16 protein-coding genes are annotated in these 22883 nt (G+C 55.6%); 7 read left to right on the plus strand and 9 right to left on the minus strand.

Annotation, left to right across the window (positions count from 1 at the left end):
• Window positions 1-27: 27 nt before the first annotated feature.
• Entirely contained in the window at window positions 28-1527 is a 1500-nt protein-coding gene (locus tag SV7mr_RS12015) for a serine/threonine-protein kinase (protein ID WP_145272285.1), read from the minus strand.
• Between the two features lie 540 nt (window positions 1528-2067).
• Here SV7mr_RS12015 and SV7mr_RS12020 point away from each other — a divergent pair.
• The gene (locus SV7mr_RS12020; protein ID WP_145272287.1) at window positions 2068-3477 is read left to right on the plus strand and encodes a sulfatase-like hydrolase/transferase; all 1410 of its coding nucleotides are present in this window, start codon (window positions 2068-2070) and stop codon (window positions 3475-3477) included.
• Window positions 3478-3554: 77 nt separating this feature from the next.
• The gene (locus SV7mr_RS12025) at window positions 3555-4436 is read left to right on the plus strand and encodes an outer membrane protein assembly factor BamB family protein (protein ID WP_419188469.1); all 882 of its coding nucleotides are present in this window, start codon (window positions 3555-3557) and stop codon (window positions 4434-4436) included.
• A gap of 84 nt (window positions 4437-4520) precedes the next feature.
• On the opposite strand, the gene SV7mr_RS12030 is transcribed toward SV7mr_RS12025, so the two are convergent.
• The 6 genes from SV7mr_RS12030 to SV7mr_RS12055 all read right to left on the minus strand — a co-directional run bounded on the left by SV7mr_RS12030 (window position 4521) and on the right by SV7mr_RS12055 (window position 14797).
• Complete coding sequence (locus SV7mr_RS12030) at window positions 4521-4982, minus strand: META domain-containing protein (RefSeq protein ID WP_145272292.1); 462 nt, start codon at window positions 4980-4982, stop codon at window positions 4521-4523.
• Between the two features lie 292 nt (window positions 4983-5274).
• Window positions 5275-7311, minus strand: coding sequence for a prolyl oligopeptidase family serine peptidase (locus SV7mr_RS12035; RefSeq protein WP_419188428.1), 2037 nt, complete (start codon window positions 7309-7311; stop codon window positions 5275-5277).
• 119 nt (window positions 7312-7430) lie between these two features.
• Window positions 7431-8159, minus strand: coding sequence for a 1-(5-phosphoribosyl)-5-[(5-phosphoribosylamino)methylideneamino]imidazole-4-carboxamide isomerase (hisA, locus tag SV7mr_RS12040; protein WP_145272296.1), 729 nt, complete (start codon window positions 8157-8159; stop codon window positions 7431-7433).
• A gap of 505 nt (window positions 8160-8664) precedes the next feature.
• Entirely contained in the window at window positions 8665-9876 is a 1212-nt protein-coding gene (locus SV7mr_RS12045) for a type II secretion system F family protein (RefSeq protein ID WP_145272298.1), read from the minus strand.
• 4 nt (window positions 9877-9880) lie between these two features.
• Entirely contained in the window at window positions 9881-11575 is a 1695-nt protein-coding gene (locus tag SV7mr_RS12050; protein WP_145272300.1) for a GspE/PulE family protein, read from the minus strand.
• A gap of 126 nt (window positions 11576-11701) precedes the next feature.
• The gene (locus SV7mr_RS12055) at window positions 11702-14797 is read right to left on the minus strand and encodes a secretin N-terminal domain-containing protein (RefSeq protein ID WP_145272302.1); all 3096 of its coding nucleotides are present in this window, start codon (window positions 14795-14797) and stop codon (window positions 11702-11704) included.
• Window positions 14798-15444: 647 nt separating this feature from the next.
• Here SV7mr_RS12055 and map point away from each other — a divergent pair.
• The 3 genes from map to SV7mr_RS12070 all read left to right on the plus strand — a co-directional run bounded on the left by map (window position 15445) and on the right by SV7mr_RS12070 (window position 18298).
• Complete coding sequence (map, locus tag SV7mr_RS12060; RefSeq protein ID WP_145272304.1) at window positions 15445-16242, plus strand: type I methionyl aminopeptidase; 798 nt, start codon at window positions 15445-15447, stop codon at window positions 16240-16242.
• Between the two features lie 91 nt (window positions 16243-16333).
• A complete protein-coding gene (locus SV7mr_RS12065; protein WP_145272306.1) occupies window positions 16334-17218 on the plus strand; it encodes a ThuA domain-containing protein in 885 nt (294 codons plus the stop codon).
• 117 nt (window positions 17219-17335) lie between these two features.
• Window positions 17336-18298: a nitrilase family protein gene (locus tag SV7mr_RS12070; RefSeq protein WP_145272308.1), complete on the plus strand. Its 963-nt coding sequence runs from the start codon at window positions 17336-17338 to the stop codon at window positions 18296-18298.
• Between the two features lie 51 nt (window positions 18299-18349).
• Here SV7mr_RS12070 and SV7mr_RS12075 read toward each other — a convergent pair whose 3' ends face one another.
• Window positions 18350-19204, minus strand: a complete 855-nt coding sequence (locus SV7mr_RS12075) for a helix-turn-helix domain-containing protein (protein ID WP_419188429.1) — start codon at window positions 19202-19204, stop codon at window positions 18350-18352.
• 246 nt (window positions 19205-19450) lie between these two features.
• On the opposite strand from SV7mr_RS12075, the gene SV7mr_RS12080 reads away from it, so the two are divergent.
• Window positions 19451-20437: a dihydrodipicolinate synthase family protein gene (locus SV7mr_RS12080; protein ID WP_473163689.1), complete on the plus strand. Its 987-nt coding sequence runs from the start codon at window positions 19451-19453 to the stop codon at window positions 20435-20437.
• An 87-nt stretch (window positions 20438-20524) separates the two neighbouring features.
• Entirely contained in the window at window positions 20525-21964 is a 1440-nt protein-coding gene (locus SV7mr_RS12085; protein WP_145272314.1) for an oxidoreductase, read from the plus strand.
• A 4-nt stretch (window positions 21965-21968) separates the two neighbouring features.
• Here SV7mr_RS12085 and SV7mr_RS12090 read toward each other — a convergent pair whose 3' ends face one another.
• Entirely contained in the window at window positions 21969-22679 is a 711-nt protein-coding gene (locus tag SV7mr_RS12090; RefSeq protein WP_145272316.1) for a hypothetical protein, read from the minus strand.
• Window positions 22680-22883: the final 204 nt, after the last annotated feature.

The following is a 22883-nucleotide window of genomic DNA, read 5'->3' on the forward strand; positions in this document are numbered from 1 at the left end:
CGCTTGGCGGTATGCCCGACGCGACGGTCAGTACGTGCCCAAGGGCCGGCGTTCAGTGCCAGCGAGCACTTTCATCAGGGTCGCTCGCAACTCTCGCACTCGCAGCGGCAGAGAAAGCATTTGTCGCCTCGGTCCGCCGCGGGCCTCGGCAATGATTCTCGCTTGGCGACGGTCGGCCAACATGATCGCAGGCATCTCGGCGGTGTGCTCGTCGGTTGCGAAGCGGTTGTAGGCTTCCAGTGCCAAGCTGCCCAGCTCCGAAGCACTGAAGATCACGCAGTCTGCGGGTGGATCATCGCCCGCCTGAAATCGGGCCAAGGCTCGATTGGGATCCTGAATAATTAGAACACGATAACCACGAGCCTTCAGACGCTCGCGAATCGCGTTCTGCAACGTGGCCTTGGTTTCAACCAACATCACGACATAGCCTTCGCCTTCATCACTGGCGACGTCATCATCTTGGTACTCTTCGCCCACCTTGGGCAAATTTTCGCCTTCGCGTTTGGTTTGCCCACGCGCCAAAGCATCGATCACGCGTTTGCTCTCTGCCACCAGCGCGGACGCAGACTGAATGCGTTTCTCGGGATTGAATTCCATCATCTTGTTCAGCAACTGGCTGACCAAGCCGGGAACTTCAACATGTTTTGTCACCGGCTCGATGTCTTGGAATCGACTGATATTCAATCGAGCAAGCCGGTCACGTGTTTCAGTCAGCGCTGGCGTACCAGTCAACATGTGATAAAGCATGTTGCCAGCAAAGTAGATGTCGCTGCGCGGATCATCTTTTCGCACGCCGGAGCCTCGTTCCAACGCTGCGTAATCGATCGCCCGAGCGTTTGGGCAGTCCGCGATTTTGTCTGGGTTGTTGCGATCACTCAGTGCGGCCAAACCAAAGTCAACCAGCTTGGCACGTCCTGAAGAAGAGATCAAGACGTTTGAGAGTTTCAAGTCACGGTGTGAGATGCCCACGCTGGCCGCGTGAGCCAATCCCGCAGCAATTTCATTGATCAGACGCAACGAAAGGTCGACCGGCAACGCACCGCGAATACGCACCAGTTCCCGAAGTGTTTGGCCTTCAACAAATTCCATCACCAAGAATGGATTGCGGCGATCTGGCACCACCTCGTTAATGCTAACGATGTTGGGGTGACGCAGTTTCAATCCCATGCTGCCTTCACGCAAGAACTGTTCTAGCTCCGCTGGCTCATCACGAAAACGCTTGCGTAGAACTTTAACGGCCACGACCTTCTCGTCGTGACTGGCTCGGTAGACGCGTGCAAAAGTACCGGCACCAATCAAGTACAAAACTTTGTACTCGCCATAGAAGTATCCAATGCGATCCCCGCGAAGAATCTTTTCCGTTTGCAGAGTGGTGACCAAGCCACGTCGCTGCAACTGTGCGATCACCCCCTCCAGCGTTCGCTGTTCAGATTTCAAATCGCTCAGCGCGACGTCCACTTGGCGGCGTTCACTCAAACCAAGATCCGTCACGCGCCGTGCGAAATCCTCTGGAGTCAGGTTGTCCATAGAATCAGGAAGAAAAAGAGAGCAGATGGGGCCAAGCAATCATCAAATGCAGCGAGGGGTCTAATCGAGGGCCCCCGACTGCCGGTGCCGCAAACACGCGCAACGACAATTCTAACGACCACGGTTGTTTTGCCGATCTCAATTCGAGAATCTGCTGCACCCTCAGTATAGTCGGACTGCCACGAAATCTAAACGCTAGGAATGCAAAGGTTTGTTCAAAAACGTGGCGAAACTGCGACCACATCGAGGCACCAAGCCGCCCCGCCAGACCGATTACTGGGACTCCACACGCAAGGGGTGATTCTGGGACTAGACCTTCCCGGCCACCTCTTGACGAGTCGCGATGGCCACACCGCCCATCGGAGTCTCGCCTCAAATCTGGACTTCGAATTCGTAGGACTCCAGAAGTCCCGAGAGGTCCGCAAAAAAGCAGCGTGGAATTGTGATGAATTTCGCGGGGCCTTGGTTGTGGGCTTTGCCAGCCAGTGAGCAATTCAATTATCATGGCCTGATTGTTGTTTTGTCTCCCAGGATACTGCCATGTTAACGCCGTCTTTCTCGAATGCTCACCGATCCATTTGGAATTTGCTTCCTGTTGCAATACTGGTCCTTGCCTGCCTCAAGACCAGCTCAGCAACGGCTCAGCAGGCCACTGCTCGTCCCAATGTGATCGTCATTCTGGCCGACGACTTGGGATACGGGGACGTGGGCTATCAGGGATGCCCTGACATCGCGACGCCAAACATTGATCGCCTAGCCAAAGAAGGGATCACGTTTACCAATATGCGTGCGAACTGTACGGTGTGCTCCCCAACGCGAGCCGCATTGTTAACCGGTCGCTATGCTGACCGCGTCGGCGTGCCTGGCGTGATTCGCACCAACCCCCAAAGCAATTTTGGTTTCCTGTCACTTGACGTGCGAACGATCGCCAATCGCCTTTCGGACGTTGGGTACCACACCGCCATCGTTGGCAAATGGCACCTCGGGTTAGAATCACCAAACACGCCCAACGAGCGTGGATTCGATCTCTTCCACGGCTTCCTTGGCGACATGATGGACGATTATTACAACCATCGTCGAGGCGGCATCAATTTCATGCGTCACAATGACCAGGAGATTGATCCCGATGGGCACGCGACCGAACTGTTCACCGAGTGGTCGATTGACTATCTGACCGATCGTTCCAAGCAGAAAGACGATCCGTTCTTCCTGTACCTCGCCTACAACGCACCACACTTTCCAATCCAACCGCCCACAGAATGGCTGGAACGCACCAAACAATCGCATCCCGAAGCAAGCCCTGCGCGGCAGAAAAACATCGCCTTTGTTGAACACTTGGACGCGAACGTCGGAAAACTTTTAGCCGCCATTGATCAACTGGATCTGCGCGAGAACACGTTGGTTGCCTTCACCTCTGATAACGGCGGATCCATTCCGCACGCACAGCGCAATCTGCCTTGGCGCGACGGAAAGCAAAGTCACTATGACGGCGGACTCCGCGTCCCATTTATTATTCGGCCGTTGAATCGGGATCTTGCCGGCACCACATCAGACTACGCGGGTTTAACGTTCGATCTGTATGCGACGACACTGAAACTTGCGGGCACAAAACGCGAATCGGATTGCGACGCCGTTAGTTTGACGCCAATTCTGGATGGCAAGGCGATGCCTGAACAGACGCGCCCTTTGTATTTCGTTCGCCGCGAAGGCAATCCACGTTATTGCGGCATGGCGTATCACGCCTTGATCAAAGGGAATTGGAAATTGGTTCAGAACACTCCATTTTCTGCTTTAGAGTTGTACGATCTTTCCAAAGACCCTGAAGAACAGAACGACCTGATCAACAAAGCACCGAAGATCGCTAACGAACTCAAACGCGACCTCATCAAGCACATTCAACGTGGCGGCCAGACGCCCTGGCAATCGCCATTCCCAGCCTCCACAGACTGACTTTCACTCTCCCCATTGCTCCCTCGAAAGGAACTTTTATGCGTTTTCTCTTGTTAGCTTGCCTTCCACTCCTGTCGATGGCTTCCCTAGTCGCTGGGCACCCATTGGTTGCAAACCAGGGCGGAACTTTGGCCTGGTTTGACACTGATGGTAACTGCTCGCATCAAATGAATCTGAAGGGCGCTCCTCACGACATCCACATTCTAGAAAATGGCAATGTCCTGACGCACCAGCGCACTGAGATCATTGAAATCGACTCCAAAAGCCACGATGTGGTTTGGAGCTACAATGCCGGCCAGCTCAAGTCAGCCAGCACTGGACGCGTTGAACTGCATTCGTTTGCATCGCTTCCCAACGGCAATCTAATGGTCGCGCTCAGCGGTGAAGGGAAGATCTTTGAGATCGACCGCGACGGGAAAGTGCTGTCTTCCTTTGCCATGAAACTGAACAACCCACATCCTCACCGCGACACACGCTTGGTGCGTTTGGTTCCCAAAGGCGATTCATGGAACTACATCGTTGCACACGAGGGCGACGGAATGGTTCGCGAATACGATCGCAAAGGAAACGTGGTTTGGGATTACGAAGTTCCCATGTTTGGTAAAAAACCAGCGGGTGGCCATGGCCCCGAAGCATTCGGAAACTCGCTCTTCTCTGCACAGCGATTGGCCAACGGTAACACGCTGATCGGAGGAGGCAATGGGCACAGCGTTTTAGAAGTCACGCCAGAAAAGGAAATTGTCTGGCAGCTTCACCAAAACGACTTGCCAGGAATCACTTTGGCTTGGGTGACAACGGTGACCGTCCTGGACAACGGAAACTATGTGATTGGTAACTGCCACGCTGGTCCTGACAATCCTCAACTGATTGAAGTGACCAAGAACAAAGAGGTGGTTTGGACTCTGAAGGATTTCAAGGTCCTGGGCAACTCGGTTTCAAACTCCGCATTGCTCCCATAACGCCCCGCCCAATTCGGTCGCATCACTGCTACGATCTGGCAGTGATGCGTCTAACGGGCATTCAGGCATCTAACTGGCAGTGCGTTACTTTTTCTTTGCAACAACGCTGCACTTCAAGACGGTCTCAGCTTTTTCGTTCAACAGGTGCAAGATCACCTGGTCTTTGACTTCATAGCTGCGCACCTCAGCCATGGCCTTCAGGAACTTGGATTCCTGTTTCATTTGCGCCGGTGGCCCCATTTTTCGCGTCGTTGCCAGCATGCCGAACGTCACGCTGTCGTCTTTGACCGTCGCCTTGCCAAAGTACCGATTGACCGTCGCGGAACCCGAAACGCGACTCTCGTCGCTTATTTGCACGGTCGCGCGAGAACCGTCGATCACTCCCTGGCCGTTGATGTCTTCGACCAACCATTCGGGCCCGATCAGAGCGGGTGGCTTCTCTTTCTCGGCAGAGATCACTACGGCTGCCTCGGTGGCTTGGACGGTGGATGAGCCAACCATCGACACGCAAACGCAAACAAGACCAACTAGTGCACGATTAACCATCTGAATCCTCGAAGTGAAAATGAACCGGCGGATGCCCGCCCTCTGTATTACCGCAAACAGATCATTCGCAGAACCTACTCCCTGCAGGATAGCGCCGCGAACCACGCGAGCAAAACCATATGCCAGGTTTACGAGGAAACGCGAGGTTTATTAGGCCAAGCCGGGGGAATTACCGTTCGACAGTTTGGCCCGCCAGTTCTCCGCCGTTCTGCCGCCAGGATTGCCTGCAAGCCGACAAGAATAAGTCCGGACCGTTGGCGAGTGATTCACACGACTCGCTTGACCACTGGACTCACTTGACCTTCCAGTTTTCGTCGAAGAACCCTTGCTCAGCGATTCCGCCAGCATAGATCGCGTCGTTGGTCTCCGTCACATCCAACACCGCCCAATCCGGTAGCATCGCGATCTGTCTTGAATTGCTGGTGTTCGAAAACTCGCGGAACGTCATGCCACTGTTAACCACTAGGTAGCGATTGGGATTTGCTGGGTTAGGGTAACAGAACGCGGGGGCATGTTCGCTGGCCTCGTATTGCGTTCCAGCAACCTTCACGGACTTGTCGTCCCAGCTGACGGGAATCTGGCTGGCAACTTTGGCAAGGTACAGATTGCTTGTGAAATCGCCAAAGCAGATCAGGTGGCATTGCTCGATCTGAGCGGGCGTCAAGTCAACGTCTCGGACCACGTTGAACTTGCCGCGCATTAGACGCTGCCAGCGTGATTGAAAGTACTTGTACTCTCGCTCGATCCAACGCTGCACGTCGCCATGCTGTGCCGGTTTGCTGGGCAAGACCACGATAAACTTGTCACAGAACGCGTCATCAATAGGTCCCTGAAGCCCCGGTCGTTTTGCCAGCCCGAGATCGCTAGGGTTGATCTGCGCCCATTGCCCAGGTGTCGTCTGCCGAACCAGGCACTGAAAACCCTGCGCTTCGTCATCATCTTCAACGATCCAGGCTTTACCATTTAACACGAGCCTGACTTCCCCGCGCGACGCGAACTCATTGATCTCTTTCAAATCAATCGACAGCGCGGTGACACCGGTCGTTGCGACGTTGACGACTCCGTTCTTCGTATCCAGGCTGGCTTTGACATTGGCAGGTGTCCAGTGCTCTTGCATCCCTTCGATGGTCAGCCAACCGGCATTGGCGTAACGCAAACTATAGGTCGTGAAGTCAATGTCACGCGCTGCTTGACTGGCTTGCCCGGCCCACTGAGCCAACTGAGCGTCAATGATCTTCTGAGAAGGCGGGTCGATCTTATGCCCCATCCCTTTGCCGATCACGTATTCGTAGGGAACGTTCAGTTCCTTGCACTTAGCGACCACGCGATCGGCCGCCTTGCGTTGCTTGTCAATTTCACCGCTATAGGCAATCAAGTTTGTATTGCGTAGGTTCGCAGCCCAAGGCAGTACGTCATACAAGTGCAACAGTTTGCGATTGGTGGCGTTTAGTGGAAACGGCGTTTTGTCTTGCCACCCTTGGTACACCAAAGTGTCAACAAACCCAGCGCCTGGATTGCTTGCAAACCACGTTGCCGGGTAATGCACGCTCAAGTGCCACACGCCAGCACCTCCCATCGAGAAACCGCGAATCGACGTGCGATGGCGATCGATCGCGACACGACGTTTCAGGTCATCCATGGCTTCGAAAACATCGACCTCGCCGGCAAATTTGAACGCATTACAGTGACGTCCGAAGGGGTGCAAAACAATCGTCTCGTCCGGAGTGTATTGGCCCGGTTTTGTGAGCCGCTCCATCAAGAAGGGAATCTCTGTCTTGGTATCGCCACGACCATGCAACCAGACGTCCAGTCGCGAAGCCTGCTTTGCATCCGCCAGTGTAAAGTCACGTGGCAAGACGACGCCATAAGGTTGCACACTATGATCGATTTTCGAAACGTACCCAGCGACAAGCATCTGCGGTTGGTCTCGCTTGCTTGCTGAATAGCCGATCAGCTTCAAGCCGCGTTCGCCGCTGATCGCAGCCTTCAGTCGCTGGTCAGCCAGATCCAGTAACTTTTTTGCATCGTTCGCCTGTGACTTCTTGAAGAACAGGTTCTGCGTGAGTGCCAGATCGACAGCCCGAATCAAGACTTCAACATCCGGCGACCATTGCGGAAAGTCCGGGCTTTGTTCTGCTTGAGCGGCCAGTTTGCCGCGCAGCGACTTGACGTGCGCCGCCAAGGCCTCTCGCTCATTCGCCGGAATGTCGACACCTGCCGGTGGCAACTTCTTGAGTGTTCCCTGCCCTTGAACTTCCAGCCCCAACGGCAAGTTCAGTGATAACGCAAGAACAATGAACAACAGAGTTGGCAAGCGGAGCAACGACATGTCTTTTCCTAGCAAAGGAGGTGGGCGATGGGAAAGAAGAGAACGAACCGTCATCAGCGCGATGTGGCACTGCCGGCGGACAAGCCGTTGGAAAATCACAGCGGCAGCCCCAGCAGGGACTAAACGTCGCCTGCAATTTTAATCACTTCGTCTAGCTGCATCACGCCGTCATAAATGGATCGCCCGACGATCGCCGCCGGCATTTGCATTTCCACCAGCTTCTGCACATCCTCGTAGGTTGTCACACCACCGCTGGCGACCAACGGGATGTCTGTGGCCGCCGCCATTTCGGCCAAGCCGGCGAAGTTTGGACCGCTCATCATTCCATCTTTGGCAATATCGGTATAGATAATCGCAGCGATGTTTTCCGTTCGTGAACGCAAGTCCTGAGCTAACTCGATCGCCGGTGTGGAACTCGTCTCCAGCCAACCGTCAGTGGCAACCATCCCGTCACGCGCGTCAATGCCGGCTGCCAACTGCCCTGGAAAGCGGTCACAGGCATCAGCAAACCAATCCGGCTGTTTGAGCGCCGCTGAACCGACGACCAACCGCGAGACACCCACACCAAGTAACAATTCAATCGCGGCATCGTCACGCACGCCGCCCCCTAGCTGACAACGCATGCCCGTCTCAGCAACGATTCGTTTCACTGCTTCGCGGTTCGGTGTCGGATCGTCTCCGCGGGCGGCATCTAAGTCCACCAGATGAAGCTGCTTGGCACCAGCTTGCTGCCAGCGGATCGCGAACTCAACCGGATCGTCACCGAAGACGGTTTTCTGTTCATAATCACCCTGCCGCAAACGCACGGGTTTTCCAAATCGCAAATCAATCGCAGGCCAAATTTCCATGTCACAGCGCCAGTCGTTCTAGAAGCAAAAAAGACGTTGGCCAAGACTATAACGCAGACACTGCCGCGAGGGCACCCGAGTCATCAGCAGTCGGGTCATCAGCCGCCATCGGTTCCAGTAACCCTAACGAGCGCGTTGACGCATCAGTTTTGAAGACGATCCACTGTCGTCCGGTCTTGGACCCGACTTGGAATCGAAATGAGGTGGGCGGATTGGAGCCGCCTCAAATCGGTCCTCGTCGTCCTCGATTTTCGGCGCCCTGGCGATGAAGTAAATCACCCCAGCCGAGGAAATTAGCGAGACGGATAGCCAAATCAATAGCGCGGTCATAACAGGACCGAAGCCTATGACGGTGGATTGAGAGAGACGAAAGACAATACACAACCGGTGGAAAATCAGCGCAAGCTGCAGTACGGGACCCAGCCAGAACGGGCCACCCCGAAACACACCACCGGAAAAATTCTATCGGCCAATCCACGGCCAGAGTCCGAAAAAAACGACTGGCCTACAAAGTAGAGTTGGCTTTAATCACAGGAACCAGCAAAGCCATCACAATCGCCAAAACCAACGCTGCCATGATCAGCAACATGATCGGCTCAAGCATTCGCACAAAGAGATCCAGTCGGCGGAAAGTCCGCTTCTCAAGCGAGTCGGAGATCTCCGGCAAGACGGTGTCAAGCGCATTGCTTTCCTCGGCCACACTGATCATCTCGACCACGGTGCGTGGAAAATAGCCCGAAGTACGCAGCGGTTGAGCAAGCGATTCACCGCCACGAATGTTTTCAGTAGCATGAGCGATCGACTGGCTCAAGAGCTGATTCGACGCCGCCGAGCGACTGATCTCCAGCGACTTCAGGATCGGCACGCCGTTGCCAAGCAGCGTTCCCAGCACTCGACAGAATCTGGCAACGGACAGATTCATCAGAATCTCGCCAAGCACCGGAATACGGAGCTTGATTCGGTCCAAGGTTTCGCGGCCCTTGTCGCTTGCAAAATAGAACTTCAGCCCGAATCCAAGCGCGATCAAACCAGCAACAATGTACAGGCCGTAATCTCGTAGCACCGAACCGGTAAAGAGCAGCCACTCGGTATAAAAAGGCATCTCACCCTTTCGGCGCAAGCGATCAAACAGATCGTCAAACTTGGGCACGACAAACACCAGCAGTCCGGAGATGACGAGTACGCCGACGCTGAACAAGAAAACCGGATAGGCCATTGCCCCGATAGTCCGTCCCTTTAAATCCTCCTGAAGCTCGGTGAAGTTCCCCACACGCACCAGGCCATCTTCAAGGAAACCGCCTTCGGTTCCTGCGTGGACCATGTTAATGGCCATGTTAGAGAACACATTCGAGTGTCGGCTCATCGCGATCCCCAGCGGTTCACCGTCCTCGACTCGGCCCTTGACCTCTTTAAGCGTCTCCTGCAAGGTCGCGTCGGTGGCCTGATCACTCAGGATCGTCAACGCACGAATCATCGGCACGCCACTGCGCAGCAAAGACGCAAGCTGGCCATAGAACGTCGCCAGAACTTGACCTTTGACGCGTTTCTTTTTACCAAGCAATGACACACTGGCCGATTTGCTGGCCAGTGAAACTTTCGAAGGAAACAGCGACTTTTCGCTTAACAGAACGGCGACTTCGCGTTCATTGCCAGCTTCCAGCGAACCGGTCACCGTGTTGCCCTTCATGTCCCGGGCGGTATAGGCGTATTGAGGCATGGCGTTACAGCACGTCTCCCTTGGTCACACGAAGCACTTCATCCACGCTGGAGACACCGGCAATGACTTTATCCCATGCGTCCATGCGCAGGGTTCGCATTCCGGTTTTGATCGCCGCATTGCGAATGTCCCAGGTGCTGGCTCGGTTCTGTGCCAAATCTCTGATCGTATCGTTGGCAACCAACAGTTCATAGATCCCCAGTCGACCGGAATAGCCCAGTCCCCGACACTCCCGGCAACCCACTGGGCGATACCATGTGAAATCACCGCCGCGCTCCCAGGGGAAATCGCGGGGCAGTTCGTCTTTCTTGGGCTCGTATGCCTCTTTACAGTGCGGGCAAAGACGCCGCAGCAGACGCTGTGCCAGCACGCCTTCGACAGTCCCGGCGACCAGGAAGGGTTCGACGCCCATGTCACCAAGACGAGTAAAGGCCCCTGAAGCGTCGTTGGTGTGCAAGGTACTGAACACCAAGTGACCGGTTAACGAAGCCTGAATCGCATTCTCAGCGGTTTCCAAGTCACGAATCTCCCCGACAAGCACGATATCGGGGTCATGACGCAGGATACTACGTAGCGAGGCGGCAAAGGTAAAACCAATCTTAGAATGGACCTGAATTTGGTTGATGCCATCAAGCTGATATTCGACGGGATCTTCGGTCGTGATGATCTTGGTTGCGTCGCTACGGATCTGTAGCAGACTGCTGTACAGCGTGGTCGTTTTACCACTACCCGTTGGCCCCGTCACCAAAACAATGCCGTGCGGCAGTTCGATCAACTTACTGAACGTCTCATAGTTCTCAGCGGACATCCCCAACTCAGCAAGATTGAAGACCATTGAGGACTTATCCAATACCCGCATGACCAGGCCTTCGCCGTGAATCATGGGAATCACGCTCAAACGAATGTCAACCTCGCGGCCGTGTACTCGCAGCTTGATTCGGCCGTCCTGTGGCAGACGCTTTTCAGCGATATTCAGCCGCGCCATGATCTTCAGACGGCTAATGATTGCAGCTTGAAAGCGATTGATCTCTGGCGGAGTTGGCTGGCGATGCAGAATACCATCGATGCGGTAGCGAACGATCAGGCCATCGGACTGTGTCTCGATGTGAATATCGCTGGCCTTTGTTTCGATCGCCTCCAATAGAATTTCGTTCACCAAGCGAACCACGGACGCTTCCTGAGCCATCTCGCTCAGTTCGCTGCCGTCGGTTTCAAGCTCCTCCAGCAATTCAAGCTCATCATCATCGGCCGCGGCAGCCATCAGGCCTTCAACGGTTTCGCTACCGACGCCCAAATGCCGCTTCATCAGCCGAGCGATCTCGGCTCGCTGCGCGACCACGGGCACGATATTTTTACCCGTCGCTGCACTGGCTTCATCCAGAGGATACAGATCCAATGGGTCCGCGGTGGCAACGACGATCGACCCGTTCTGATAACGAATCGGAAAGAGTGCTTGGCGATAAATCAGTTTCTGAGGAAAGCCATCGAGCGCACTGAGGTCAATTTCCACCTCGCGGAGATCGACAAACTCCAGCCCGACTTCTTCTGCAATCGCTTGTAAGGCAACCCGTTCTTCGATGAAGCCTTTGCTAACGGCGTTCTGAATCAAATTCGTCGGATCATCCCCACGACTCGCTTCCAACTGGGCATCGTCAATCAATCCGCGTCGTCGCAGGATATCACCAGCGTGCATGATCATGTTTAGAGAGTCCGAACGAAAGGATTTTGAAGAAGGGGGCAAGCAGGGCAGAACGGAGGGCAACGCAGCAGATTGGCCGCAGAGTGGACTCTTCAGCGGCTTCCACTATCAGGCGAGAGGCAAAGGCTAGCGTCCACCTCGGCCGCCGCCACCAGGGCCACCAGCGCCGGGACCACCACCGCCACCTGGACGTCCTCCACCTGGAGCGCCACCGCCACCGGGGCGACCGCCACCAAACGGGCTTCCTCCGCTACCGAACCGAGCTCGAAAGGCTTCAAAACGAGCACGGGCGGCCTCCGCATCGGAGCTGCTCGGTGAGGAGCTACTGTTGGTGCGGCCGTTCTGGCTGTTGGTGTTCGATTGAGACGGCTTATCATCTTGTTGCTGCCCCAGGACAACGTTCAAAGCATCATAGACAGCTTGTCCGGAGAGCGTGCCCTTGGGGTTGTAGAACACCGTCTGCTCTTCATTGGCCTGTCCCATTTCATCCAGCATGCTGACCAGAGCACGAATCTCTTCGAAGTCCTGGGTGGTGCTGGTGATGATCAAGGAGTTGCTGCGTTCATCCACGGCAACAGCGATCTTCGTCGGTTCTGACTTTGCACTTTCTTGGCCACCACGTCCGCCACGCCCGCCACCACGAAGTGCATTAATAAAATCCTGAGGTGAAGGCTGACCTTGCGACCGACCTCCACCGCCCCCTTGTTGCTGACCGCCGATCTTGCTGGCGTACATTTCTTTAATGATGTTTGCCATCTGTGTGGCGTCTTGATGAATGACGGGGATCAGACGTGGCTTGGACGTCAATTCGATGTCTTCGGGGCTCTCTTCGCGATCGATCGTTTGCAGGATCATCTCAATCGTTTGCATGTCCAAGTCATTGGCTTGAATGAACAGCGCGTTGAGACGCAGGTCTGGCACGATGCTGACCGATCCCGTGGTGGTCAAAATGCTTTGCGATGTACTTCCTCCACCGCCGCCACCACCGGTCGCCAGTCCCATGATACCGCCCAGCATCCCGCCACCGAGTCCACCGGCGATGGTATCCACTAATCCGCCCGAGCTATCAGCGCCGCCCATGATCTCTGCGACCATTTCTGCGGCAATGTCGGCCTGAATGTACTTGAGCCAAAAAATGGTGGGTAAGTCGTTCTGCACGCCAGTCGGTCCGATCAACTGGCTCAACAAGGCCTCCAGTTCATCCAACGCTTCGATGTCATCGGAGGCGATGCGAATTCCATCGGGCGTGATCTCCAGCACGATCTCTGCTGAGGGGCCATTGGCAGCAGCAGGCGCGGGGACTTCAGGGACCGTAGCCGATGGATTTGAAACCGCGGGTTCTTGAAACGGTTCTGAGACATACGTAAGCTCCATCGCTGGAGTCTTGCCAGAGATGTATCGAACGCGATCGAGCGAACGCAGGTTGCGAACATCCAATCCGGGGACGGGGCTGGCAGACGGTTGCTGGCCGGGCTGATCGGTTTGTTCGGCTTCAGGAGTTGGCGGTTGCGATTTCCCGGGACGTTGAAGCCGTCGTTCCTGAATCCCGTTGACGGTCGCACTGCCAGCGGGCGACACGACGCGAATGGAGTTCGGGCGTCCGGTCATTTTCCAGTAAAGCTGCAATTGCTGCAGCACCTGCTCGCTTTGTCCCGGAGCGAGCGACAGGGTTCTAACGCGTCCACCTAGCAGTCCGGTATTTGTGGCTCCATCGAGTTGTTCCAGCAAAGTTTCGATTTGTGAAACCTCTTCCTTGCTGCCACGAACCCACATCCGCCCGGTGGTCGGGTCTCCGTCGACGATTGGCCCTTCGGTGGACTCCTCCGTGATGCCAAAGTACTTATTGATCGTTAACAAAGCTTGTGAAGGATCGATCCGGTTGAGCTGAAAGACCTTGAACTCTTCACCGGAACCGGCCATCTCAGCGATGACTTCGGAAACCTTGGCATGCACCGAAGCCCCGCCCAAGGCAATCAAGTTTTGAGTGACTGGATCGACGGCCAATCGCACGCCGGGTTCGTCTTGTAACAGGGTTTGCAGGACTTCGTAGACGGATGCGACATCAGCGTCTCGCACGGGATACGTTTTCAACTCAGGACGCTCGACTTCAGCGGCGTTTCCATCGCCGGCAACATCAAGCGGTTGGTCTGCCTTGGTGATCAGGCTTTCAAGAATCGCAACTTTGGAGGGCGTCCCCGTCGCATAGATCCTGTCACCGTACAGACCGACGCTGATACGAATGTCATCGTTACTATTGACGCCAGCCTCTAATCCAAGCAATGGGCGCGCGGTCTGCAGCAACTCTTCGGCACTTCGGTGCTCCAAACGAATTTCGTGAACCTGTTCTGCGGACTGCGAAATCACGTCGCGAATTTCCAGCAGTCGCTCAGCTCGCTCTGTCACTTTTACTTGACGTGCACTGTCTAAAACAATCACCTTTCCAAACGGTGCGATCAGCTGTGGAATCTGTTGTTTGGCTTCGTCAGGCGTCATGCTTCCCAAGGGAAAGACGCTGGTGACGATATCACTTTTACCGCGTTTGGCTAGGTCGTCTGGCCGCACGAAATCAGCCAACTCGCTCATCAAGTCCTCGCTGTTTTCTGCTTCCAAGTCAATCAAGACCAGCATGCGTCCGCGACGGATCAACGCGTATCCGCGATCGAGCAGCAAACGGTTCAGCAGATCCAATGATTCAGAAACGGTGTAGGTCCGCGTGGGGTCACTGAACGAAACCGAACCGGCTGGGAACCGATCGATCTGCAATGACAATTTGGCTTCGTCAGCCAGCCAGGTCAGCACATCTTGCCAGGAGGCACCCGAAAAATTGAACCTCAGCTCCGGTTCAGTGGGTCGATCAAGTTGCTGCAACAGAATGCGAGCAGCTTCGTCAGGAGTGACATCGGCGCCGCGTGCACTGGTCGCTGGTGGAGTCGTTGTTTCCGGTGGTGCTCCAATTTGCACCGGCATCGGATTGTTCTCCACAGGCTGCGTACTCTCAGGCGTCGCGGGAGCCACCACGTCCGACGGAGATCCGACCTCCTCATCATTCGCCGCTGCGTCATCATTCGCCGCTGGCGCTGGAGAGGCAATGGCATCTCGCTCCTGAGCCTCAGCAGCCCGGCCACCGGACAACTGGACACCAAAGCAGAACAAAATCGCCCCCAAATAGAGCGGGGCAAGCCCGCACTGACGGGAGATCGCATGAATTATTTGGGTTGGCATTTCAAAATCTGAAACGAAGCGAGTGCAAAAAGTTGATGAGCATGAGCGGGGATCGCAAACCACTATTCTATTCGGAAAGCGAATCTTGCCAGAGAAAACGCAGATGAAAGCCGATTTCCCCGGCTCTCCCTGCCACTGGCGGCAGTTTGGCAACAATTCCCACCTTGGATGTAACCCCCAAGTTCTGCCCGAGTTTCTGATCGGAAGGGATTTTTACCGAAACCATCCAATCCATCTGACTTCCCAAGCAATCCCCATTGGGTGCGGTCGCAGGTCGGGCCACCCAGGTTGGCGGAGAATTTTGCAAAAGCGGTATCCTTGGAATGTTCCTCCCCTGCCAACCAAGCAGCTGCGTTCATGCCGCAAATGGCAGTCATTGTGGCCTTCAAACGGCAATCTGCGGTTTGGATGCTGACCAATCGCTGCCGCCGCAGAGCGCAGATCACGCATGGCCCAGCGGCGGTCGCGGTCTGGATTCGTTGCGACTGTCAGTGAATGCCAATTTTGCGGCGGTTTTCAGTGGGCAGGCGGGTGGTGCAGCTACGTTTGACCGGCAAACACTGCTACCATAAGCGGCGGTTAGTGCTCCAGCGAACGCCCTGCTGACCGTTCGCCTCCCTCTTCATGACACAAACAAGATGTCCAGAATGCTGAAACAGCAACGTGACTTGATGCTTGATACCCGCGGCCGAGATGCGATGCGAAAGGCTGGCCAAGCCAATGCGGCCTTGATGGACCACATTCGCCCCCACATCAAAGCCGGCGTCGCCACGATCGAAATCGACAACCTGGTGCAGCAATGGACCAAAGAGAATGGCCATCGCCCGGCGACGCTGGGTTACCAGGGCTATCCCAAGAACTGCTGCATCAGCATCAATGAAGTGATCTGCCACGGGATTCCGGACGAGCGTGTGTTGGTTGATGGCGACATCGTCAACGTCGACATCACCACCGTCGTTGACGGCTGGCATGGCGACCAGAGCGAAACCTTTCTGATTGGCGAAGTGACCGAAGACAAGCGCCGAGTGACGCAAGCCGCCTTTGATTGCATGCATTTGGCCATCGAGGCGATCACCCCCGGTTGCAACGTGGCCACCATCGGCCAGGCCATTGTTCCAGAAGCCGAAGAGCGTGGCTTTTCGGTGGTTCGCGAATACGTCGGCCACGGACTGGGGCGTCAATTTCACCTCGATCCGACCATTCCACACTTCCCCAATCGTCAAAGCCGTATCGACCGCTTGATGCCCGGCATGTGCTTTACCATCGAGCCCATGATCAACGTTGGCAGTCGTTACACACGTTTGGATAAAAACGACGGCTGGACGGTTCGTACGAAAGATGGCCAAGCCTCGGCACAATTCGAGCATTCCGTATTGATGACCGAGGATGGCCCAGAAATCCTAACACAGACCGTCGACGGCCCAAAAAAGGGACACCAATTCTGATCACGATCTAAACTAAACGCAGACGTCGCGTTGTTGTTGCGTGCCGCTATTGCCTCACTTCCTCCGATCCACCGCTTCACAGGCCCCTCCTATGCCAAACCGATTCCCTCGCCGCTTGGTTCACTTGTTCGCTGTTGCCGCAGTCGCCTTGACCGCCCTGCCTGCCAAATCGGCCTTTGCCGCTGACCCGAAACCACTGCAAGTCCTGCTGGTCGCCGGTGGATGCTGCCACGACTACAAGGCACAAACCAAAATCCTGAAGGAAGGCATTGAGGCGAGAATCAACGCCGAAGTCACCGTCGTGCTCAGCCCCAGCACTTCCACCGGAACGCGTTTCGAGATCTATGAATCAGACGACTGGGCAAAGAAATACGATGTCGTTCTGCATGACGAGTGCAGCGCGTCAGTGACCGATCAACCCTATGTCACCCGCATCCTGAAAGCGCACGCTGACGGTGTGCCAGCAGTCAACTTGCACTGCGCCATGCACAGCTATCGCTGGGGCAATTTTCGCGCCGCTGTCGAAGATGGCGCGGACAATGCAGGCTGGTATGAGATGCTGGGACTGCAATCCACCGGACACGGCCCCAAGTTCCCAATCGATGTCAGCTACGCCGATTCCAAAAATCCCATCGCCCATGACATGCAAGATTGGACCACGGTCAACGAAGAACTCTACAACAACATTCGAGTCTTCAGCGGCGCCGAAGTAATCGCCAGTGGCAAGCAAGCGGTTCCACCGCGCAAAAAGGATCTGGAAAAGAATCCCGAAGCCAAGCCACGTGTCAGCGAAGCCGTCGTCGCGTGGACCAATCTGTACGGTCCCAACAAGACCCGGATCTTTAGCACCACCCTGGGACACTTCAACGAAACCGTTGCCGACGATCGCTATCTGGAACTGGTCTGCCGAGGGTTGCTGTGGACAACGGACAACATCAGTGCCGACGGTAGTGCCGCTGAGGGCTACGGCAAGTAGAACGCACTGAGTCGCCTACTTGCTGGCTGCGTCGTTTCGCGTACAACATGCAAACAGGCGTGTCTGTGGCACGCCGACGTTCGAAACCCTCGCCACGCTCTTCTGGGGCCTTGACCCATGCAGCCAATCAAAGCCGCCGCGGTTCAGTTCAATCACCAACCTGGTGATAAGCACTTCAATCTGGGCCGCGTTCGCAAACTGTCCGAACTCGCCAGCCGGATGCAGGTCGATCTGGCCGTGTTTCCCGAGATGTGCCTGACGGGATATTGGCATCTGCGGGACTTTGATCGCGATCAAATCGCACGATTGGCCGAACCCATCGAGGGCGGCTGGAGCGCCGATCAACTGCGTCATCTCGCCGAAGAGCACTCGATGACCATCGGCGCGGGCTTGATTGAAAAGGGCGACGACGACGCGTTCTATAACAGCTATGTCGTCGCCATGCCCGATGGCAACATCGCCGTGCATCGAAAACTGCATTGCTTCATTAACGAACACATGTCCAGCGGTGACAGTTACACCGTCTTCGACATCCCCCAAGGCGCTCGCGTTGGCGTCTTGATCTGTTACGACAACAACATCGGTGAAAACGTTCGCATCAACGCGCTGATGGGCGCAGAGATCCTGTTGGCCCCTCACCAGACCGGCGGCTGCAATTCGCCGAGCCCGCACTGCATGGGAACCATTGATCCTGAACTCTGGCGGAATCGTGAAAATGATCCCGAAGCCATCGAAGCGGAATTCAGAGGACCCAAAGGCCGCCAATGGCTGCAACGCTGGTTGCCGGCCCGAGCTCACGATAACGGACTGTTCTACGTTTTCTCAAACGGGGTCGGTGTGGACGATAATGAAGTCCGGACTGGCAATTCGATGATCCTGGACCCCTACGGCGGAGCACTGGCGGAAACCTGGAAAGCAGAGGATGCTGTCGTCGTCGCTGACCTCGATCCATCGCTACAGCCCGGTTCGACCGGACGCCGCTGGCTGAAGTCCCGCCGCCCGGATCTTTACCAGCCATTGACACAGCCCACAGGCATCGAAGAAGACACACGCAAAGTCCGATTCACACCGGTTGACTAAGCAACCACCCATTCTCCGTCCCCTTTTCCGGTTCCAGCAGCCAGCCTTGCGCTAGAGTTGGTTCTCGCCACGATATCGCTTGGGTGATAATTTGACTTGTGACTTGAACTGACGATAGAACGTCGACAGATCATTGAACCCGCATTCGAACGCAATCGATGCGATCGGCAAGTCAGTCTGCACCAGTTGATGTTTGGCGTGATTGATCGCCAGTCGACGGACGTAGGTCAGCCAAGTGGTCCCGGTGAGCTCTTGAAACCGATCCGTGAACACTCGCCGCGAAACACCGATGGATTGGGCGGCTTGCTCAATCGTGGTCGCTTCATAGAACTCAGTGGACAATCGATCAACGTACTCTTGGACTAAACCCCGATCGTCAAGATAGGGTCGTTGTGGTTGTTGGCTGCGACGACCGTCTAGGTCGCTACGCAGCTGCAGCAACCACTTCACCACACGCAGTGCCGAGGCCACCATTGCGACCGCTTGCCAAGGGTCTGGTTTGACCTGCTGGTGCCGCATCCGCCGCAACTGCGTGGCGATGCGATTGGCAAAGTGAGGACTCGCGGAGATCAAGCCTGGCTGAAGCTGCTGCACAGGGTCCGAAGCCATGGAATAGACATCCGTTGCGATGCAACAAACGTACAAGCTGCTGGCGGCGTCCGGCGCATCAACAATGCGATTTTCGCAGCCCGGCGGCACGACCAACACATCGCCATGTTCGAAGCGGTCGATGCGATGCCGAAATTCAAGCACGCCTCGTCCGTGAAGCACATACAGCAGCTTGAAAAACCGATGCTCACGCCAGTCCATGCTGAAGTTCGGCGAATGATGGCTTTCCAAAACAGTGACGCCCCAAGCTGGCAAATGTTCCGGCAGCGCTCGATCGGTCAACGCTTTGTCATTCATGGAGAATCCAGTGGCCAAGGAAGTCAGCTCGAACAGGCGTCTGGGTGGCGAAAAACGCCTGTCGCCGTTGGTCTCAGCGGGGCGAATCCGTTCGCTCCAATCCAGTCTGATCAGGGATCCAGACCGCCACGATGTTCCCGATCGCTGGCAGCGACAGCAAACCGAACGCCGCCTCGCCCGATTTGCAAATTCCATTTTAGCTTCAATTGCCAAGACGAACACCGGACCGTTGGCTAAATTGTTGTCATGACCACACAAGATCACCCGAATCACGAAACCGCCTCGATGCGTCTCGATCCCCATTCACTCCGTCGTCCCAAGCGCGCCATCACGGGGATGTCAGCGATCCTTTTGCCGATGCAGGACGAAACACGCATTGACTGGTCAGGCTTTCAGGAACACGTTCAGAACACGTTTGACTGCGGCTTAATCCCCGCGATCAACATGGACACTGGCTATGCAAATCTGATTGACGAAGCCACTCGTCAGCAGGCACTGCAACTGACCCAGGAAATCGCAGATGGGCGAACCTTTCTCAGTGGAGCCTTTGTTGGTGACCGAGCCAACGACGCATTCAACTTGCCAGCCTATCGGTCGGCAATGGACGAGATCGCGTCGCATGATGGCACTCCGATCATCTTTCAATCCTATGGACTAACGCAAGGGACGACCACTGAGATCATCGAGCGTTATCACGCGATCAGCCAAGCTTGTGAGAGCTTTTATGCGTTTGAGTTGGGAACAATGTTTGCTCCCTTTGGCAGTGTCTATTCCTTGACGGCCTACAACGCATTGATGCAGATCCCGAACTGTCTTGGCGCCAAACATTCCTCGCTCTCGCGCGAACTGGAGTGGCAGCGTCTTGAACTTCGCAATCAGCAACGGCCTGACTTCCTGGTATTAACCGGCAATGATTTGGCCATTGACATGGTGATGTACGGTAGCGATTACTTGCTGGGCCTGAGCACGTTTTCGCCAGAAGCCTTCGCGCGACGCGACAGAATGTGGCTCGAAGGGGATCATCACTTTTACGAACTCAATGACCTTCTGCAGTACCTGGGTGCGTTCGCGTTTCGCCCGACCGTTCCAGCTTACAAACATAACGCAGCCATGTTTCTAAAGTTGCGCGGTAAGATCGTCTGTGATGCCACTTATCCCGGGGCCGACCAACGCCCGGCGTCGGATCGCGAAGTGCTGGCTGCCATTGCGGACCAACTGGCGACATTCCTCTAGGACAGTCGTTGCCAACTCGCATTCGTTTTGCCAACCGACCAGCGCTGCACTTCCCTGCTCTTCTGACACTCTTCCCAAGTCTTCCCCATGGCCAAGTACCCTCGCGTTGCCAGTCTGAAAACCGTCGATGACTTTCGTGGTCGATTAAATGACCTGGACCTTCGCATGCCAGTGCAGGACAGGGTTGAGCCCGGGCCGGATTCGGTGCTCGCTCAGCCTGCGACCGTCAACGGTGTCTCGATCGGCAATCGCTTCTGCATTCTGCCCATGGAAGGCTGGGACGGAACGACCGACGGTCGGCCCACTGACCTGACCCGACGGCGCTGGCAAAACTTTGGGATCAGCGGCGCTAAACTGATCTGGGGTGGCGAGGCAGTGGCGGTGCGTCACGATGGACGTGCCAATCCCAATCAACTGTGCATGCAAGGGGATAACGCCAACGAGATCGCAGAACTGCATGACTTATTGATTCACGCCCACCAAGAACGTTTTGGGGACACGGAAGATCTGCTGGTTGGGCTGCAATTGACGCATAGTGGCCGCTATGCACGCCCGAACCAAAAAGCCGTTGCTGAACCTCGGGCGGTGCAACGCAACCCCGCCCTTGATGATCGTGTTGGCGTCGTCGATTCATCTGGATTGATCAGTGACGATGAGCTCAAATCCCTGATCGAAGACTTTGTTCGATCCGCCGTCGAGGCACAGAAGATCGGATTCCGTTTCGTCGATGTCAAACATTGTCACGGTTACCTCGGGCATGAGTTGTTAAGCGGCATGGATCGTCCGGGCCCTTTTGGCGGCAGCTTCGAAAACCGAACGCGATTCCTGCGTGAGATCGTCGCGGGCATCCGTGCAGAAGCTCCGGGGCTGGAAATCGGCGTTCGATTCAGCTTGTTTGATTTCGTACCGTTTGTGACTGGCGACGATTCAGTGGGCACGCCAGACCAGCGTGGCGACTCTCGACTGCACTTTGGTTGCACGCATGACGGTCTGGGGATCGACCTTGAAACCCCCGTGCGGTTTGTTCAGCTGCTCGATTCACTGGGCATTCGCCTGATCTGCACCACAGCGGGCAGCCCTTACAGCACGCCACACCTACAGCGACCGGCATTCTTTCCGCCCAGTGATGGATATCAACCGCCAGAAGATCCGTTGGTGGGCGTTGATCGCCAGATTCTGGCCACCGCGGCGCTTAAACAGCAATGCCCCGACGCGTTCATCGTTGGTTCCGGCTACACCTACCTGCAAGACTGGATCGGTCATGTAGGTCAAGCGGTGGTTGACGCTGGCATGGCGGACTCGATTGGCTTGGGCCGGATGGTGCTCTCGTATCCCGATTTGCCAGCGGACATCATTGCGGGCACACAGGTCCAGCGCAAACGCATCTGCCGAACGTTTAGCGACTGCACCACGGCGCCACGAAAAGGCATGATCAGCGGTTGCTACCCCTTGGACCCGTTTTACAAGCAGATGCCCGAGCGAACGGAGCTTGCGAAGTTAAAGAAAGAATCAACCAACATGGTTTGATCCGCTACGATCGTTCGTCGCCTTCGTCCGGATCGTCGCCAAACACATCACCGACATCGTCGCGATCATAGAACTGCACACCAACAGGAAACGCATCGGTGGCCGTGACAACGCGTTCGATTTTCTGGCACTCCGCTCGCAAGTCACCCGCGCTCCCATTTCCTTGCACATAGATGCACAGGCCGACTTGCCCGTCTTCATCGACATCTTCAAAGAGTTCCAAATCCGAATAACCAACGGAATGCAACCGTTTAGCCGTGGCGTGCAAGTCATGGATCGTTTCAGCGCCGATCAGGAACGCCCAGGGGACGTCCTCACCGGGTTCAAACTCCAATGCTGCGAATTCAGTCAGCCGATCGGGAGCGGATTCGAATTCGATCCAGCCCATCACTTCATCCAGATCCTGCAGATCGATCGCTTCGACGACGTCCACTCCCAAATAGCTTAGACCCGACTGCAATGCCAGTTGTTTGAACGCCGCATCGGCAACACGAACGTCTTGGGGGGTGGCTAAATCGGCGTGTTTGGCAACGACAAGATAGCTCCCCTGCTGAACGGCGGCCTTGTCATGAACTTGCGTCTCAAAACCCGAGGGCAGGTGGGAAGCGAAATGGGAAGCCGCTTCGGCTCTGTCCGCTGTGCAAGCAAACATCCAGATCAGGCCGGACGGATACGGCTCCCCCAGTTGTTGAATCAATTCATCACTCGTTGCCACGACAATGCTCCTGTTCTGGTTAACCCGCTGGATGATCACCCATCGCCCCCAAGCGGAACAACAGTCATCTGGCTAGACCGAGCGTCTCGCAGGGAATCGCGTCACAACACCAGCGACGAGGTAAACGCTCAATTCTTGACCCGCTGGTTTTAGCACCTTCCTACAGCCTAGGAAACTACGGTATGATGGTAATCGGTTCCGATT

It is taken from the genome of Stieleria bergensis (genome assembly GCA_007745635.1).
In the GTDB taxonomy this organism is placed as follows: Bacteria; Planctomycetota; Planctomycetia; order Pirellulales; family Pirellulaceae; genus Stieleria; species Stieleria bergensis.